The organism is Streptomyces cadmiisoli, from assembly GCF_003261055.1.
GTDB classification, from domain to species: Bacteria; Actinomycetota; Actinomycetes; order Streptomycetales; family Streptomycetaceae; genus Streptomyces; species Streptomyces cadmiisoli.
Window position 1 is genome coordinate 3283187 of record NZ_CP030073.1, and the last position, 16888, is coordinate 3300074.

At 71.5% G+C, this 16888-nt stretch carries 13 protein-coding genes; 1 reads left to right on the forward strand and 12 read right to left on the reverse strand.

Going from position 1 to position 16888, the window contains the following annotated elements:
- Positions 1-32: 32 nt before the first annotated feature.
- The 9 genes from DN051_RS13765 to DN051_RS13805 all read right to left on the reverse strand — a co-directional run bounded on the left by DN051_RS13765 (position 33) and on the right by DN051_RS13805 (position 10660).
- On the reverse strand, positions 33-1583 hold the full coding sequence (locus DN051_RS13765) for a tryptophan halogenase family protein (protein ID WP_079000469.1): 1551 nt from the start codon (positions 1581-1583) through the stop codon (positions 33-35).
- A gap of 37 nt (positions 1584-1620) precedes the next feature.
- Entirely contained in the window at positions 1621-2484 is an 864-nt protein-coding gene (locus DN051_RS13770; protein WP_112438798.1) for an HpcH/HpaI aldolase family protein, read from the reverse strand.
- Positions 2468-3652: a Glu/Leu/Phe/Val dehydrogenase dimerization domain-containing protein gene (locus tag DN051_RS13775; protein ID WP_162624923.1), complete on the reverse strand. Its 1185-nt coding sequence runs from the start codon at positions 3650-3652 to the stop codon at positions 2468-2470. Before DN051_RS13775 ends, DN051_RS13770 begins: the two co-directional genes overlap by 17 nt.
- 7 nt (positions 3653-3659) lie before the next feature.
- A complete protein-coding gene (locus DN051_RS13780) occupies positions 3660-4898 on the reverse strand; it encodes an FAD-dependent oxidoreductase (protein WP_162624924.1) in 1239 nt (412 codons plus the stop codon).
- Between the two features lie 64 nt (positions 4899-4962).
- Positions 4963-6084, reverse strand: coding sequence for a DegT/DnrJ/EryC1/StrS family aminotransferase (locus DN051_RS13785; protein ID WP_112442254.1), 1122 nt, complete (start codon positions 6082-6084; stop codon positions 4963-4965).
- Between the two features lie 97 nt (positions 6085-6181).
- A complete protein-coding gene (locus DN051_RS13790) occupies positions 6182-6964 on the reverse strand; it encodes a class I SAM-dependent methyltransferase (RefSeq protein WP_112438801.1) in 783 nt (260 codons plus the stop codon).
- Positions 6961-8133 (reverse strand): glycosyltransferase, encoded by a 1173-nt coding sequence (locus tag DN051_RS13795; protein WP_234388689.1) that lies wholly within the window; start codon positions 8131-8133, stop codon positions 6961-6963. Before DN051_RS13795 ends, DN051_RS13790 begins: the two co-directional genes overlap by 4 nt.
- 307 nt (positions 8134-8440) lie before the next feature.
- Positions 8441-9601 carry an FAD-dependent oxidoreductase gene (locus tag DN051_RS13800; protein ID WP_246041013.1) on the reverse strand — a complete coding sequence of 387 codons (1161 nt, stop codon included), beginning with the start codon at positions 9599-9601 and terminating at the stop codon, positions 8441-8443.
- A gap of 168 nt (positions 9602-9769) precedes the next feature.
- On the reverse strand, positions 9770-10660 hold the full coding sequence (locus DN051_RS13805; RefSeq protein ID WP_053757285.1) for a ParB/RepB/Spo0J family partition protein: 891 nt from the start codon (positions 10658-10660) through the stop codon (positions 9770-9772).
- 1102 nt (positions 10661-11762) lie between these two features.
- Between DN051_RS13805 and DN051_RS13810 the strand changes: the two genes are divergently transcribed.
- Complete coding sequence (locus tag DN051_RS13810; protein WP_162624925.1) at positions 11763-12428, forward strand: hypothetical protein; 666 nt, start codon at positions 11763-11765, stop codon at positions 12426-12428.
- A 237-nt stretch (positions 12429-12665) separates the two neighbouring features.
- On the opposite strand, the gene asnB is transcribed toward DN051_RS13810, so the two are convergent.
- The 3 genes from asnB to DN051_RS13825 form a co-directional block, all read right to left on the reverse strand.
- Positions 12666-14492 carry an asparagine synthase (glutamine-hydrolyzing) gene (asnB, locus tag DN051_RS13815; protein ID WP_112438804.1) on the reverse strand — a complete coding sequence of 609 codons (1827 nt, stop codon included), beginning with the start codon at positions 14490-14492 and terminating at the stop codon, positions 12666-12668.
- 4 nt (positions 14493-14496) lie between these two features.
- A complete protein-coding gene (locus DN051_RS13820) occupies positions 14497-15891 on the reverse strand; it encodes an MFS transporter (protein WP_199314925.1) in 1395 nt (464 codons plus the stop codon).
- A 114-nt stretch (positions 15892-16005) separates the two neighbouring features.
- A complete protein-coding gene (locus tag DN051_RS13825) occupies positions 16006-16866 on the reverse strand; it encodes an ABC transporter ATP-binding protein (protein WP_234388685.1) in 861 nt (286 codons plus the stop codon).
- Positions 16867-16888 lie beyond the last annotated feature (22 nt).

Consider the following 16888-nt stretch of genomic DNA (forward strand, 5'->3'; position numbering starts at 1 on the left):
GGTTTCCTTCCGTAGCATGGCCGCTTCTGACGTCAGTGCAGCTGAGCGAGGTATTCGTGCTGGCTGGGCAGGGTGCGCAGGAGGTCCTTCGCGGTGGCCCGCACCCGCTCGAACTCCTCGGCGGCGGCGGTGCCGTCCATCAGGTCCAGCGCGCCCGCCGCCCGCAGCGGGATCCCCTTCAGTCCCATCAGCATCGCCACGTAGGAGTACGCCTCGAAGCCGTGGTAGTGCGGGAAGATGTTCTCCGCGTCCGGCAGCTTGTTCTGCCACTGCTCCAGCCGCCCCTGAAGGGCGTCGGGGACCTTGCGGGTCTTGGCGTCCTGCCAGTACTGGTTGTCGTTGCGGGCCGCGCCCCGGTAGTGCAGCACCAGGAACTCCCGCACGCCGTCCATGCAGTTGTTCACCGCGCGGTTGTAGGAGTCGCGCAGCCGCTGCGACCAGTCCTGCTGCGGGAAGTGCTTGACCAGCTGCTCGATGCCGTGCTGGATGAAGAAGATGCCGGTCGACTCCAGCGGTTCGACGAACCCGCTCGACAGGCCGACGGCGACGCAGTTCTTCGTCCAGGAGTTGCGGCTGCGGCCGATCCGCATACGGATGTGGTTGGCCTCCAGTCCCTCCGCGCCCGGACCGACGAACTCCCGCAGGGTCCGCTCGGCCTCCTCGGGCGAGCAGTACTCGTCGGCGTAGACGTAGCCCGTGCCGATGCGGTCGAACAGCGGGATCGTCCAGATCCAGCCCGCCTCCATCGCGGTGGCCCTGGTGTACGGGGGGATGCCCCGCTCGGCCGTGTCCACCGGGACGCGCAGCGCCACCGCGCGGTTGTTCGGCAGCGTGTCCTGGTAGGAGACGAAGGGCTCCTCCAGCGCCTTGTTCAGCAGCAGGCCCTTGAAGCCGGTGCAGTCGACGAAGAGGTCGCCCTCCAGGTCGCCGTGCTCGGCGGTGGCGACCGCCGAGATCCAGCCGCGGTCGTCGAGCTTGACGTCCACCACGTCGTCGACCACGTGCCGCACCCCGCGGCTGACGCCGTACTCGGTGAGGTACTTCGCGAGCAGCGCCGCGTCGAAGTGGTAGGCGTACGGGAACTGGGTGTCCTGCTCGGTGAGGGTGGACCGGAACGCGGCGCCCCCGGGGCCGAGGTCGCTGTTGCCGCGTTCGAAGAGGGTGCCGTCCAGGAAGCGTGGCGAGCGCAGGTTGTCGCCCAGCGCCGCCATCACGAAGTTGTCGGCGTCGAACCTCTCGGAGGGCCGCTGCTTGAGCCACCAGTCCGTCAGCGGGAAGCCGTCGACGACGCGCAGCCGCTCGAAGGGGTGGTAGAAGTGCTCCCCGACCCCGGACCAGTTCTGGAAGCGGATGCCCAGCTTGTACGTGGCGTTGCAGGCCGGCATCCAGTCGGTCTCCTTGAGACCGAGGTACTCGAAGAAGTGCCGGACGGTGCTGAAGGTGGCCTCACCGACGCCGATGGTGGGCACCCGGTCGGATTCCACGACGGTCACCGATATCCGCTCGCCGAAGGCGGCCTTGAGATAACTCGCGCTCATCCACCCGGATGTACCGCCGCCCACGATCACTATCTTGTCGACCATGCTTTTCTCCTCGCTTTCCGTTGTTTACCGACAGGTCTCAAGAACGGGGCAGGCCGCGCAGTGAATCGGGCAGACGGTCGAGATTGACCATGTTGCACCAGGTGCTCGCGGGCTCGGTCATTCCATGGAGGGCGCCGTATTCCTCGCCCGCCTTGGTCAGCAGGAAATGCAGATCGCTCGCCAGTCCGACGAAGCTGAACCCGTCGTCGATGCGGTCGCGGACGGAGGCGGAGTCCCGGCACAGGGTGCCGTAGGGGACGCCGTGCTCGCGGCAGGCCTCGGTCACGGTGCGCACGGCCTCCTGGAACGCCGGCTCCGGGCTCCAGAACTTGGCCGGCAGGCCCAGTGACAGATGCAGGTCGTTGGGGCCGATGAAGACCAGGTCGATGCCCTCGACGGCGAGGATCTCCTTGATGTTCGCCACGCCCTGCGCCGTCTCGATCTGGACGCCGACGAGGATCTCGTCGTTGGCCTGCGCGATGTAGTCCGGCGCGTTCACACCGAAGCCCACGTGCGGGAGCATGCCGCCGCCGCCGCGCTCGCCGTGCGGCGGGAACCGGGCGAAGCGCACCGCGTCGGCCGCTTCCTCGGCGGAGTTCACCATGGGCACGATCACGCCCTGGGCGCCCGCGTCCAGCGCGTGCTTGATGTGGTCGACGGTGCCCGCGGCGACCCGGGCGACCGGAGTGACCTCACCGGCGCTCAGATCGGAGATCGCGCCGAAGATGTTGCTCGCGGTCGCGTGGTCGACCGGGGTGTGCTCGAAGTCCACCAGCATCCAGCGGAAGGCGCCCTGCGCGACGAGCAGCCTGGTCGCCGGAACACTGTGCAACTGGAGCCAGGTACCGACCGCCGGACTTCCCTGCCGAATCAGTTCGAGCGTCTTATTGGTGCGCAGCATCAGCCTGTGTCCTCTTCCGGTTGTCCACGTGCAGTCCGTGGGCGACAAGAAATTCCTCGATCCGCTCGGTGACGGTGGCGAAGATCGCCTGAATCGTCTCCCGGTCGGCTCGTTCCGTCTTCAGCAGTTCGGCGAACAGAATCGCCGCACCCGAGTTGGAAACCCATTCCGGGACGATGGTCACGCCCTGCCGGATCCAGTGCGCCTTCACCTCGTGCGTGGAAAAGGCGTTATTGGCTCCGCAGACCACGACCTGGCCAAAGTCGCGGACGAACTCCCGCATGACGGAGTCGGTCACCGCGTAGCGGGTGGCGCACGGGGTGAGCACCTCGGGCCCGGTGACCGCGACGAACTCCGTGAGGAGGTCCTCGTCCGACTGGCCGGCACCGCGCGGCACCCATTTCCAGCCCCTTTGCGGGTCCTGCCGCACCAGTTCGCCGAAGGCGGCCCGGTCGGTCCCCTCGGCCCGGCGGCGCAGCAGCTCCGCCACGTCGATGCCGTCGTGGTCGACGAGGTAGCCGTCCTTCTCGCAGATGCCGGTGACGAGGCCGATGCCGCGGGAGGTGAGCGAGTCCGCGGTGTTGGAGCCGACGCTGCCGAATCCCTGGATCGCCACCCGGGGCCGCCCGCCGGCGGACAGCCGGATCGACTCCGCGACCGAGTGGCCGGTGGCGGCGTCGTCCACGGTGGCGTGGTCGTTCCACGTCCGGGACAGCCGCTGCGGCATGGCCGGCGCCTGCGAGGGGATGCCCGCGTGCCGGGCCAGCGTCGCGGCCATCGCGGTGAACGCCGTGGGCAGCGCGAGGTCCTCGCGGGCTATGCGCTCGATGACCTCCCTGCTGGTGTACAGGTCGGCGCCGGTGCTCCACTCGCGGGCGATGACGTCCCGGTGCGCGATCATGAACCGGCGCAGGACGCCCTCGGCCTCCGGCGAGGCGGGGTCGAAGCGGATGCCGCCCTTGCCGCCGCCGAACCGTGGGCGCTGGAGGGTGTTCTTCAGCGTCATGGTGGCGGCGAGGTCGGCCACCTCGGACAGCGTGACGCGCGGGTGCATGAAGAGGCCACCGCCCGAGACACCGCCGATCAGGCTGTCGATGACCAGCCATCCCTCTGCTTCGGTCAGGTCGTCCCGCCAGTGGAAAACCTTGGCGAATTGGGTCGTGCTCACGACGTGTTCACCCTCCGATCGGCCGCAGCGGCTGAGCCGCCGCGGTGCCGCGGCGGTCACGTGAGTAGATGTCGAGGGCTTCCCGGTAGCTGGAGCTGGCGAAGTTGACCAGCGTGGGAAGCGGGGTGGCGCCGGCCGCGGGACGCGGTCCGGTGCCGTTCAACTCGTCGTAGTTGGCCAGCGACAGGGCCGAGGCGGCCTCGTGCTCCGGCACGCGCTCGCGCTGGAACTCGGCGAGGGCGGTGCCCTGTTCGTCCGGCCACTTCTCCAGGACCCGGGTGAGGGCGGCGCAGTCCTCCAGGCCGAGGTTGACGCCCTGTCCGAGGAAGGGCGCGACGGTGTGCGCCGCGTCGCCGAGCAGCACCACCGAGTCGGCGTGCACGACCGGCGCGCAGTTCACCACCGAGATCGGAGTGACCGGCACCCGTGCCGGGTCCGGTTCGACGGGGCGGTGGATCGCGGCCGCGTCGGGGAAGCCGCGCCGCAGGAAGTCCCGCAGCGCCTCCTCGGTGGCGAGGCCGGCGAAGGTGAGAGCGCCCTCGCGGGGCAGGACGAGCGTGCAGCGCAGGGAGCCGTCCCGGTTCGGCAGCCCGACCATGAAGAAGCCGTCCCGGGGCCAGACATGGATCGCCCTCGGGGACATGCGCTCGTCCCCCGGCTCCGGCCGCAGCGTGATCTCCCGGTACTCGACACCGGTCTGCCGCTGCCGGCACCGCGTCAGGCCCTGCTCGGCGAGCCGCTCGCGGACCACGGAGTGGGTGCCGTCGGCGCCCACGAGCAGGTCGTACCCGACCTCGACCGGCCGGCCCCGCCGGTCGGTGAAGGTGGCCCGGCGGGCGGCGAAGTCCACGCCGGTGCACTCGGTCTCGAAGGTGAACCGCACGCCGGGGCCCGCACTGCGCATCAGCAGTACGTTCAGGTCGTTGCGGTCGATCGACAGGTTCTCCCAGTCGGCGCGGCCGTAGCCGGCGGCGGCGATCCGGCCGTCCGGCTCATGGCGCACCCGGCTGTCCATCGGCACCACCAGCTCCGCCAGCGCCGCACGGTCGCAGTGGCCGTCCAGCGCCTCGGTGCCGCGGGGTGAAAGGGACAGATTGATCGTGCGGCCGTCGTAGCGCAGGCCGCTCTCGACGTAGTGGGGGCGCTTCTCGTGGACCTCGACCGCGTAGCCGCGGCGGCTGAGGACCTGGGCGGCCAGACAGCCGACCGGGCCCGCTCCGACCACCAGCGCCCTGCGGGCGGGCATGCGTGTGCTCATCAGTGAAGACATCTGGTTCAACCCAAGCCTCTGGCCGAGATCCGCCGGGGACTCAGGCCGCGTCGACGGTGGCCAGGACGGTGCGCAGGCTCTCGATCACGCGGTCCTGCCGTTCGGGGGTCAAGGACGGGTACATGGGGAGCGAGAAGATCTCCCCGGCCAGCCGTTCGGTGACCGGCAGGGAGGTCTTCGCCGACTCCAGGTGGGCGAATCCGGCCATGGTGTGCACGGGCCACGGGTAGCTCACGTTGAGCCGGACGTCGTGGTCGTCGCGCAGCCGCTCGATGATGGTGTCGCGGGCCGGGTGGCGCACGACGTAGACGTAATAGACGTGGTCGTTGCCGGGCGCGGTGCGCGGCAGGACGAGACCGGTGTCGCCGAGCGCGCGCGCGTAGCGGTCGGCGACGGCGCGGCGCGCCGCGATGTAGCCGTCCAGGCGGCGCAGTTTGCGCCGCAGGATCTCCGCCTGCACCTCGTCGAGCCGGCTGTTGTGGCCCGGCAGCGCGTCGACGTAGTAGCGCTCCTGCATCCCGTAGTAGCGCAGGCGCCGCAGGTTCTTGTCGACGTCGGCCCGGCCGGTGATCGTCGCGCCGCCGTCGCCGTACGCGCCGAGCACCTTGGTCGGGTAGAAGGAGAAGGCGGCGGCGTCACCGGTGGTGCCGGCCAGCCGGCCGCCCTGCCGGGCGCCGTGGGCCTGCGCGCAGTCCTCCACGATGTGCAGCCCGTGCTCACGGGCGACTTCGACGACCGGGTCCATCGGCACGCACTGCCCGTACAGGTGCACCGGCAGGATGCAGCGGGTCCGCTCGTTGACGGCGTCGGCGAGTTGCGCGGTGTCCATCAGGTACGTCACCGGGTCGATGTCCACGAACCGCGGGACCGCGCCGGTGCCGGTGATCGCCACCACGGTCGGCGCGGCGGTGTTGGAGACGGTGACGACCTCGTCGCCCGGGCCCGTGCCCAGTGCCTCCAGGGCGAGTTTGACCGCGTTGGTGCCGTTGTCGACTCCGGCGCAGTGCTCGACCCCGTGGTAGGCGGCGAATTCTTTTTCAAATTCGGAAACGCTCGGGCCGAGCACGAGTTGCCCCGAGGAGAACACCGAGTCGACCGCGTCGAGAATGTCTTCGCGCTCGGCGGCGTACTCGTCCTGATAGGACCACACCAAGGTCGTCATCCGATTCTCCAGCCTCGTCTTCGCCAACGGCCCGACCATATCCCGGGACCTTCCTCCGCCGATGTGTTCGACCTCGGCGGGAGCCGCCGGAGAGCAATTACCTGCGGACTTCTCCGGGTTCGGCGGCCGTGCCGACGAAAACACCCGGACCGCCGTTGCCCAGATCGATGAGTTCGGCGTCCAGACCGGCCTCCCGGAAAGCCGCGAGATATTCCTCGCGCGGGAACAGGGCCATGATGTGTTCGTCGGTGAAGTGCCAGATTCCCTCTCCCGGCCTGGCCACGACGTAGTGCACGGTCATATGGCTGCTGGAGCCTTTTCTGACGGAGTGCGAGACCCGGCCGACGGTCATTCCCTCGAACTCGACGACATCGCCGCCGACATGGCCGCTGACGAAATTCTCCGTGAACCACCACGGTTCCACCAGCACGACGCCGCCGGGCCGGAGATGGCGCCGCAGACAGCACAGGGCGGCGCGCAGCTCGGCGCCGCCGGAGATGTTGCCGATCGCGCTGAACAGGCTCGTCACGGCGTCGAACCGGCGGCCGAGGTCGAAGTCGCGCATGTCCGCGCGGTGGAACGGGACGCCGGGCAGCCGGCGCCGCGCGTGGTCGAGCATCGGCTCGGCCAGGTCGGCGCCCTCCACCCGGTCGAAGACCTCGGCGAGGTGGCGCAGATGGGTGGCGGGCCCGCAGCCCACGTCCAGCAGGTCGCGGGCGCCCGGGTTCCGTTCCGTGATCAGCGCGGCCACCTCGGCCGCCTCGGCCGCGTAGTCCTTGCCGCGGCCGAGGTAGATCGCCTCGTAGAGCGGTGCGACGTCGTAGACGGTGCGTGCCGCGGCCAGCGCACGACCCCACTCGGTCGGCGTGGCGGTGGTCATCCGGCGCGTCCCCCGGAGTTCTCCACCAGCTCGCCGAGGCGCCCGACCACGTCGCTCGGTGTCGGCAGCCCGCGGATCTCCTCGCGGACCTCCAGGGCGGCCGTCCGCATCTTCTCGTCGGCCAGCACCGATTCGAGCAGTTCGCGGCCGACCTCCTCGGGCGGCACGGCCATGCCGACGCCGCGGCCCGCGACCGCGTCCATGATGAGCGGCCGGCCGAGGCCGCCGAAGGACGGGATGATCTGCGGCAGTCCGCTCATGATCGCGCCGAACGCCGAACCGGGCCCGCCGTGGTGGATCACCAGCGAACTGCGTGACATCAGCGACACCAGCGGCGCCCAGCCGAGCGTCGTCACGTTCCGCGGCAGCGGGCCGAGGTCGTCGAGGTCCACGTTGGGTGCCGCGAGCACGAACTCGGCGTCCATGTCGGGTGCCGCGGCGACGATGTTGCGTACGACGCGCGCGGTCTCCAGCGGCGGCGGGCCGCTGCCGAACGTCACGGCGACGCGCGGTGTGTCGCGCTCGGCGCGGACGAGGTAGTCGTAGGCGTCGGACGGCAGCACACCACCGCCGTTGAACGGGATGGCGGCCATCTGCCAGGAGTCCGGCTCGATCACGCCCATGCTGGGCGGGGTGATGTCGATGGTGGCCGTCACCTCGGGCAGGTCCACGCCGTGCGCCTCGAACAGCTCACCGTGCATCTCGCGCATCAGCCGGGGCGAGTCGTCGGTGCGGACCAGCCCGAACTCGTTGCGCACCGCCGGGATGCCGAGCTTGGCGGCGGCGACCAGGGCGGGGGTCAGCAGCGGCGAGTAGACGATGACGTCCGGCCGCCACTCCTCGGCGGTACGGATCATGGCCTCGACCATGTCGGGCTGGAGGCGCAGCGCTCCGGCGACCGCCATGCCGATGGTCTCGTGGTAGTCGGGGTCCAGGGCGTCGTTGTTCAGCCGGGCGATCACATCGGGTCGGTGCCGGGCGAGCTTGCCCTGCATCTGCGTCAGCGACAGGCCGGGGGCGACGTCGACGCAGCGCACGCCGGCCTCCCCCATCAGCAGGCCGGGGCCGCAGGAGGCGACGAGCACCTCGTGGCCGGCCAGTTGCAGGGCCCAGCCGAGCGGCACCATCGGATAGGTGTGACCGGCACCGGGACTGATCATCATCAACACGCGCAAGGCGTCTCATCTCCTTCGGGCACGCCGACCGGACTCGGGTGGGGTCGACGGATGGGGTCGACAGGCGTGGTCGACGGCTGTGGTCAACAGATGGGGCGGAGGCGGGGGTGTGCCCCGCCGGGGCGCGGGACCCGTCGGTCGTGCGGGTGCGGGGCCTCGCCGTGGTGCGGATACCCGACCTCGCCGCGGGGCGGGGCCTCTCCGCCGCACGTGTGCGGTCCCGCCGGGTGCGCGTGCCGAGCTCGCCGGGGTCCGCGCGGGGCCCGCCCGGGTGCGTCAGGTCGCCCCGGGCGGGCCGCGCTCAGCGGAGTTCCGGGATCGGGTGCTCCGGGCGCAGGCCGACCCCGATCGTGCGGGCCGGGCCCGCCTGGAGGGCCGGCAGCCGCTTCAGGATCCGCAGCACCACCGGGGTCGGAGCCTTGCCCTCGCCGCGCACCCACGGCTCCAGGAACCGGGTCTGGAGAAACCGCTGGAGCCGCTGGGTGGCCACGGTGGGCGGGGTGCGCCGCTTCTGGACGCGCTGGAGGTGCTCCTCGGTGACCGTGCCGGACGCCAGCGGGCCCGCCAGGATGTTGGCGGCGGCCACCGCGTCCTGCACGGCGAGGTTGATCCCGACGCCCATGATCGGCGACATCGTGTGGGCGGCGTCCCCGATGCACAGCAGCCCGGGGCGCCACCAGCGCGGCAGGCGGTCGATCTGGATGTCCAGCACCTTCACGTCGTCCCAGCTGCGCACCTCGTGGACCCGGTCCGCGAGGAAGGGCGTCAGTTCGCTCAGGGTCTCCCGGAACCAGTCCAGGCCGCGCGCCTGGACCTCCTCGTAGCCGCCCTTGCGGACGGTGTAGGCGGTCTGCCAGTGGGTCTGGCGCTCGATGCGGACGAGCAGCTTGCCGTCGGAGAGGCGCCCGACCATCCCGCCGGGGTCGCCCTCCTTCTTGGAGAGCTGGAACCAGAGGATGTCCATGCCGGAGCCGAGGACCTCCGGCCGCAGGCCCGCGGACCGGCGCAGCGCCGACCGCCGGCCGTCCGCGGCCACCGTCAGGTCCGCCCGCAGTTCGTGCTCGCCCTCCGCGTCGCGGTAGCGCAGCCCGGTGACCCGGCCGTTCTCCTCGATCGCCCCGACGACCTCGCTGTTCCGCAGGAGCCGGAAATTCGGGAACCGGTCCGCCTCCTCGACCAGGAAGTTGAGGAAATCCCACTGGGGCAGGAAAGTGATGTGCTTGGTCCTGCCCGGCAGCCGGCTGAAGTCGGCCAGCGTGAAGTTTCCCTCGTCGGTCACCACCTGGAGCCGATAGATTTTCTGGTGAGCCAGCTTCAGGAATTGCTCCTGAAGTCCGAGTTCCTCCATCAGCCGGTGTGTCGAGGCGTGCACGGTGTCACCGCGGAAGTCACGCAAGAAATCGCTGTGCTTCTCCAGGACCACGGTTTCTACACCAGCCCTGGCCAGCAGCATGCCGAGCATCAGTCCAGCGGGCCCGGCTCCGGCAATGGCACACGTCGTCCTACTCGTTCCCACTTTCCCCCACATTCTGTGTTCAGCTCGCGCCGAAAGCCGCGGTCCAAAAGGAACACCCGGCCGGAAGACGGTGAGAAATCTACAACCGCCGGAAACGTTCAAGCGAGGGCAAAATCATTCCGCGGTTCGGGTCCGGGTCACCGCCTCCTCTTCGAGTTGATCGGCGAACTGGGTCCACCGGAGCGCGCTTTGCCGGGCCAGCATCGCGACCGCGTCCGTGCAGTGCGTGGGCAGATTCATCACGATGCTCGTCCAGGCCGAGGTGTCGAGGTCGTGCATGGCGAGCAGTCTCAGCACCACCCGCCCGGACTCCGTCGACCGCAATGCGGGATCCCTGCGCAGCCTCTTGAGGAGTTCCGCCGTCGGCAGGGGCAGTGCGTCGCGCGGCGCGCGTGCCGGGTTCTGCCGGGACTGCTGCTCCACCGCCATGGACCGGCCGCCGTTCGGCATGGGGTCCTCGCCGCGCAGCAGGCGCATCTTGACGTCGTGGGCGGTCCCCAGGGAGATCCCGGCGGCCCGCGCGACCTCGCGCAGACTGGCGTCGGGCCGTTCGGTGAGCATCCGGCCGGCCCGCTCCCGCCCCTGGGCCACACCCCGGGGATGGACCTTGCCGTCCATGCCGATCCGGGCGTTCAGGTGCGGATCCTCACCGGTTGAACGCCGGACCCGGGCGACCGTCCGGGCGGACAGACCCGCCACCACCGCCACATACCGGTCCGACATCTCCGGGTTCTCGCGCAGTAATCGGCCCGCGGCCGCCACCCTCTCGGCATACGACAGTGGCATGCCGTGCGCGGTGTTCAACCGCACGGAGATCGCGAACAGTTCGTGCTCCGGCACGTCCAGCAGATAGGCGTCGATGGTCGTGTCGCCGCGGCGCCTCGCGGCGTCCAGCCGGTGCATCCCGTCCACGACACGCCAGGTCGGCCGGTGGACGACGATCGGCGGAAGGCGGGCTTCCACCTCATTCAGGATGTCGACGTGGCCCTGGTCGATGCCTTTCATCCGCGGTGAATCCGCGGGGATCAAGGAATCTATCGGAACCGCGCGGCGTTCAGGGGCGGCGAACCCCAAACGCGCGCCGTCGGTGGTCAGTTCGGGAAGTATCTCGGACAGATTTGGCCGAAAACGCTCAACAGTTCGTGTATCCATGGACCTTCAGCTCTCAAGGCGCTGATCAGCGCTGGGTCGTCGAGTCGTGCGGCGGTTTTTTGTCGTCGCGGTCGACTGCCTTCCGGCCGGTGCCACGCGCGAACCGGCGATGTCCGGCAGGTCGTGCCGGAAATCGTCGGTCGGGCGGCAGCGGTCGAATCCCGTACTGCGGTCAAAGGCAGGAACACGGACACCCGGACACACGGGTTCCGGGGCACGAGACCGGCGCGCACACGCTGCGACCAGCCATGCCGTCGCAGACAACGATCACGGGTACGGCGCCGCCGATGCGGCGGAATGCGCTGTGCGGAGACTCAGACGCCGGCCATCACGACCGATGACGAGCGAGTGCATTCCGACGAACGGATGGCGGACGCCGGGACCCCGGAGTACGGCTCTGCGGATGACGACGCAGAGAAATGCCGGAACCCCGACACCCGCGGTGCCGCGTCACACGGCGCTTCAGCATCCTGACCGAGCTGGAAGATCCCTTTACGCCCAGTTGATCCACACTTTTCGGCGACTTGACCTTCGTCGCCCTGAAGAGGCTCGTTGTTCGGGCGATTCAGCACACCCCGAGCACAGTTGCGTCCTACTTGCGTCAGACAGCACACGGCTCCCCCTGTCTGCAATTCCCCGTACGCATATCGAAATCTAGCCGACGCACGGAGAGTGGGCAGCCTCGTTCAGCGGTTCCGGTTCCGATACGAGCCATCGCCGGGGCGGGCGCCGCGGACCGGGTCCCAGCAGGAGAAACCGGTGCTCCGCGGGGTGATCCGCGCCGTGCGCGAGGTCTGGACCACCGGCCCCGCCGGGCGAGTTGAACGAGCCGTTCCGTGCGCCGCGGCGCACGTCACCCCGGACCTGGCACATTGGCGCCGGAGCGCACCCGAGAGCGACCGGAGTTGTACGCTCCCCGGCCCGGCGTCCACCCCCGGATGGCACGATGGCCACCATGGCCACGGGTTCCGCGCTCCGCCTCACGCGTTCCGCGCTGTTCGCGGCGGTCTGCGTGGCGACCACGGGGCTCGGGCACGCGCTGACCACCGGGCGGACGCTGCCCGGCTGGGTCGTGGCCTGCGCCTTCACCGCTGTCGCGGTACTCGGCTGGTGCCTGTCGAACCGGGACCGCTCGGCCGCCGCGGTGACCGGTTCCACGGTGGTCACCCAGTTCGCCCTGCACCTGGCCTTCACCATCTCCCAGCTCCCGGGCCGCGACCCGCGCCCGGAACTCTCGGCCCACGCGGGCGCGACGCACTCCGACCACGCGCCGGAGGGACGCTCGCACGCCATGGAGGCCGCCGTGCTGCTGGGCGACCACGCGACCGCGACGTCGGGGCACGGCGCCTGTGCCGGGGTGTGGCTCGCGCACGCGGCGGCGGGGGCGCTGTGCGGACTGTGGATGTGGCGTGGGGACGCGGCCGTGCTCGGCCTCGGCCGGCTGCTGCTCCTGATGCTCTGGGCCCCGCTGAGGCGGGTCGGCCGGCTCGCGGGCGTCGCCGTCCCGAAGCCGCCAGCGGCCCTGCACCCGGCGCACACCGCCGCGCCGGCACCGGGCCGGGTACTTCTCCATCACGTCGTCTCCCGCAGAGGTCCTCCGGTTCTCCTCCTTTCCTTCTGACACCGCCCGGCGGGGCCGCACCGGACCCCGGTACCGCCGACCGCGACGGGCGAGGAACCGCCACCTCCCGATACCGGCGGCAGCGCACCGACACCGCACGGCCGACGCGGCCCGCACGGCCGCCGAGCGCGCGGCGGGCGTCGGGGGAAGCGCCCGCCCGTGGCCGCTCGGCGGACCGCGCGGACCGCTGCCCTCAGGGCCGGCCCCGGTGCGTGGTCACCGCGGACGCGGTGCCGCTCACAGCACCAGTTCGGGCTGGTGGTGGTCCAGCCAGAGCGCCAGGTCGACCACGCGCTCCAGCCGCAGCCGGTGGCCCCACTCCAGCTGGTCGGCCGGGGTGTCCAGACAGGGCTTGATACGGGTCTCGTCGGCGATGGAGCGCACCCGGTCGTCGGCGAGGGCGTCGCGGGCCATGTCCTGAAGTCCGCGGTTGTAGTCGGGGTGATGGGTGGCCGGGTAGTGGTTCTTCGGCCGGTACAGCACGGAATCGGGAGCCAGGCCCGCGCCCACCGCGCGCAGCAGGCTCTTCTCCCGCCCGTCGAAGCTCTTGAGGGACCAGGGCGCGGCGAAGGCGTACTCGACGAGCCGGTGGTCGCAGTAGGGGACGCGCACCTCCAGTCCCTGCGCCATGCTCAGCCGGTCCTTGCGGTGCAGGAGCTGGCGCAGCCAGCGGGTCAGGGACAGGTGCTGCATCTCGCGCTGCCGGTGCTCGGCCGGGGTCTCGTCGTCCAGGTGCGGCACGGCGGCCAGCGCGCCGCGGTAGGTGTCGGCGCTGAATTCACCGATGCGCAGGTCCAGTTCGGGGTTGAGCGGCATGGCGGCCTCGTCCCCGGTGACCAGCAGCCAGGGGAAGGTGTCGGCGGCCAGCGCCTCGGGGTTGTGGAACCAGGGGTAGCCGCCGAACACCTCGTCGGCGGCCTCACCGGACAGCGCGACGGTGGAATGCCGCCGGATCTCACCGAACAGCAGGTACAGCGAGGTGTCCATGTCACCGACGCCGATCGGCGAGTCCCGGGCGACGACCACCGCGCGCCGGTGCTCCGGGTCGAGCAGGTCCCGCGGGTCGAGGACGACGGTGGAGTGGTCCGTGCCGATGAAGGCGCCCGCCTCCGTGGCGTACGGGGTGTCGTGGCCGGTGCGCAGCACGTCGCCGGTGAACTGCTCGGCCTGGTCGCTGTAGTCGACGGCGTACGAGCGGATACGGGCGTCCGGGCCCTCGCGCAGGCGCAGTTCGTCGGCGAGGAGCGCGGTCACGACGGTGGAGTCGAGGCCGCCGGACAGCAGGCTGCACAGCGGGACGTCGGCCTCCAGCTGCCCGCGGGCGGCGCCGCCGACGAGCCGGGCGACCCGGTCGACGGCGGTGTCCTTGTCGTCCGTGTGGGCGGCGAGGTCCAGTTGCCAGTAACGGCGCTCGCGGATGCCGTCGCGGTCCAGCACCAGCACACCGCCGGGTTCGACCTCGCGCACCCCCGACCAGACCGTCGGGCCGGTGTTGAACAGCAGGCTGTACGCCTCCCGCAGCCCGTCGGCGTCCACCCGGGGCCGGATCTCCGGGTGGGCGAACAGGGCCTTGGGCTCGGAGGCGAAGGCGAGACCGCCGTCGACGGCGGCCCAGAACAGCGGTTTGACCCCGAGCCGGTCGCGCACCAGCACCAGCTTGCCCGCACGCTCGTCCCAGACGGCGAAGGCGAACATGCCGTCCAGGTGCTCGGCCAGGTCCTCGCCCCATTCGGCGTACGCGCGCAGCACCACCTCGGTGTCGCTGCGGGTGCGGAACTCATGGCCCCGGCCGCGCAGTTCGGCGCGTAATTCGTGGTGGTTGTACACCTCGCCGCTGTAGCTGAGCACGGCCGTCGGCGCGTCGGGCCGGTCGGGCATCGGCTGGGCGCCGCCCGCCAGGTCGATGACGGCCAGCCGGCGGTGCCCGATCGCGGCGTGCTCGCCGAGCCAGACGCCGCCCGCGTCGGGACCGCGCGGGGTGAGCGTGGCGGTCATGGCCTCGATGACCCGGGGCCGGGTGCGGGCGTCGCGGTGGAAGGACGCCCAGCCGGTGATTCCACACATGGGGCTACTCCTGGGTGAGGGGTACGTCGACGGTCTTGTCGGGCAGCCGGACGGCGGAGCCGCGGGCGGGCAGGGCGAGGAGGGGTACGGCGAGACAGGCGGCGGCAGCGGCGAGCGCGAGACCGGCGCGGGCGCCGGCCTCCGATCCGGCGATGCCCCAGACGGCGGTCGCCAGCGCCGGGCCGAGGGTGAAGCCGAGACTGCGGGCGAGCTGGAGGGCGGAGCCGACGGTGGCGGCCCGGTCGGGCGGCGCGGCGCCCATCACGAGGGCCTGGGTCGGGCCGCCGTTCAGCCCCATGCCGACGCCCGCGAGGGCGAGCCGCCAGGCCACGTCGGGCGGTGACCAGCCGTCCCCGAGGGGGACGAGCAGGAGCAGGCCGACGGCGGTGAGACCGGCGCCGGTCACGGCGACCCGCCGGGCTCCGTAGTGGTCGGCGAGCCGTCCGCCGAGCGGTCCGGCCAGTCCCATGCCGAGGGGGAAGGCGAGCACGGTCAGCCCGGTCGTGGTCGCGCTGACCCCGTCGTCCCGCTGGAGGTGCAGGGCGACGACGTAGTGCATGGCGGCGAAGCCGGCGGCCAGCGACAGCACCGCCCCGTGGGCCGGCAGCAGCCCCGTGGCGCGCACCGCGGCGGTCACCGGCCGCCCACCGGGCCCGCGCAGCCACCACCACAGCGGGGGCAGGGCGGCGACCGCGAGGGTCAGCCAGAGGGGGCCGCCGGAGGCGAGGGTGAGGGACAGGAGCAGCACCGTCACACCGGCGGCGACGAGCGAGGAGTCGGCCAGCGAACGGCGGTCGGGGGCGTGCAGCCCGCCGTCGCGGGACATGACGCGCCGGACGACGAACAACGCCAGCAGACAGAACGGGATCTTGACGAGGAACACCCAGCGCCAGCCGAGCTGGTCCAGCAGCAGTCCGCCCACCGCCGGTCCGGTGACCGCGCCCAGCGGGCCGAGGGTGGCGGGCACGCTCATCGCCCGGCCGCGCAGCTCCGGCCGCACCGACCGCATCGCCAGCACCGGCATCAGCACGAACAGGACGGCGGCGAACGCGCCCTGGGCGACCCGGGCCCCGATCAGCCAGGAGGCCCACGGCGCGACCGAGGCGGCGGCGCTGAACAGGGCGAACCCGGCGGCGGCGGTCAGCAGGGCGGATCGTGTGCCCACCCCGTCCAGCCACCGGCCGACGGGCAGGAGCAGGGCGACGACGGGCAGTTGGTAGCCGAGGACCGCCCACTGCGCGGTCGCGGCCGACACGTCCAGACCGTCGGCGATGTCCGCGAGTGCCACATTGACGATGTTCATGTCCAGCATCGCGACGAACGACAGCACGCCCGCCACGGCCACCAGGGACCAGCGGTCCTCGCCGCGGGACAAGTGACCGGCCCGTTGGTCCGTCACGTCTGCGCCCTCCCCACCCGGGTGGGGCTGCCCGGCGGCAGCCTCCGTTCCAGAAGTCGGACGGGGCCGGGGCCGAGTTCCCGGCGCGGGTCGGAAAAGCCGTGTTCCACGGGGTCAGCGGCTGTTGGGAACGACAGGTGAGGCCACCGTGCCCGGCACGGCGGCGTCCTCGCCGGTGGTGGCGTACTCGTCCACGGCCGTGTCCGCGGGGCTGCGGTGGTCGAAGGCGATCAGCGGGTCACCGGTCAGCGGGTGCTCCACGACGGTCGCGCGTACGCCGAAGACCTTGGCCAGCAGCTCGGGCCGCAGGACCTCGCGGGGCGGGCCGGACGCGACGACGCCGCCGTCGTGCAGGACGTGCAGCCGGTCGCAGACGGAGGCGGCGGCGTTCAGGTCGTGCAGGGACACGAGGGTCGTGCGGCGCTGGGCGCGCAGCAGGGCGAGAAGCTCCACCTGGTGGCGGATGTCGAGGTGGTTGGTGGGCTCGTCCAGGACGAGGACGTCGGTCTGCTGCGCGAAGGCGCGGGCCAGCAGGACGCGTTGCCGCTCGCCGCCGGACAGCTCGGTGAAGCGGCGGCCCGCGTGGTCGGCCATGCCGACGTCGGCGAGCGCGCCGGCCACGATGTCGCGGTCGGCGGCGTCCTCGCCGGCGAAGGCCCGCTTGTAGGGGGTGCGGCCCATGGCGACGACCTCGCGCACGGTCAGCTCGAAATCGCCGCCCCGTTCCTGCGGGAGTGCCGCGATCCGCCGGGCGCTCTGCACGGGGCTCAGCTCGCGCAGGTCGGTGCCGGCCAGCAGCACCCGGCCGGCGGCCGGTTTCAGGTGCCGGTACACCGTGCGCAGGAGCGTGGACTTGCCGCTGCCGTTCGGGCCGACGAGTCCGGTGATCTCGCCCTCGTCCGCGATCAGATGGGCCCCGGCGACGACCGTACGGCCCGCGTACGCGACGTGCAGGTCCTCGACGTCGATCCTCAACGTGCGCTCCCCGAGTTCTCGT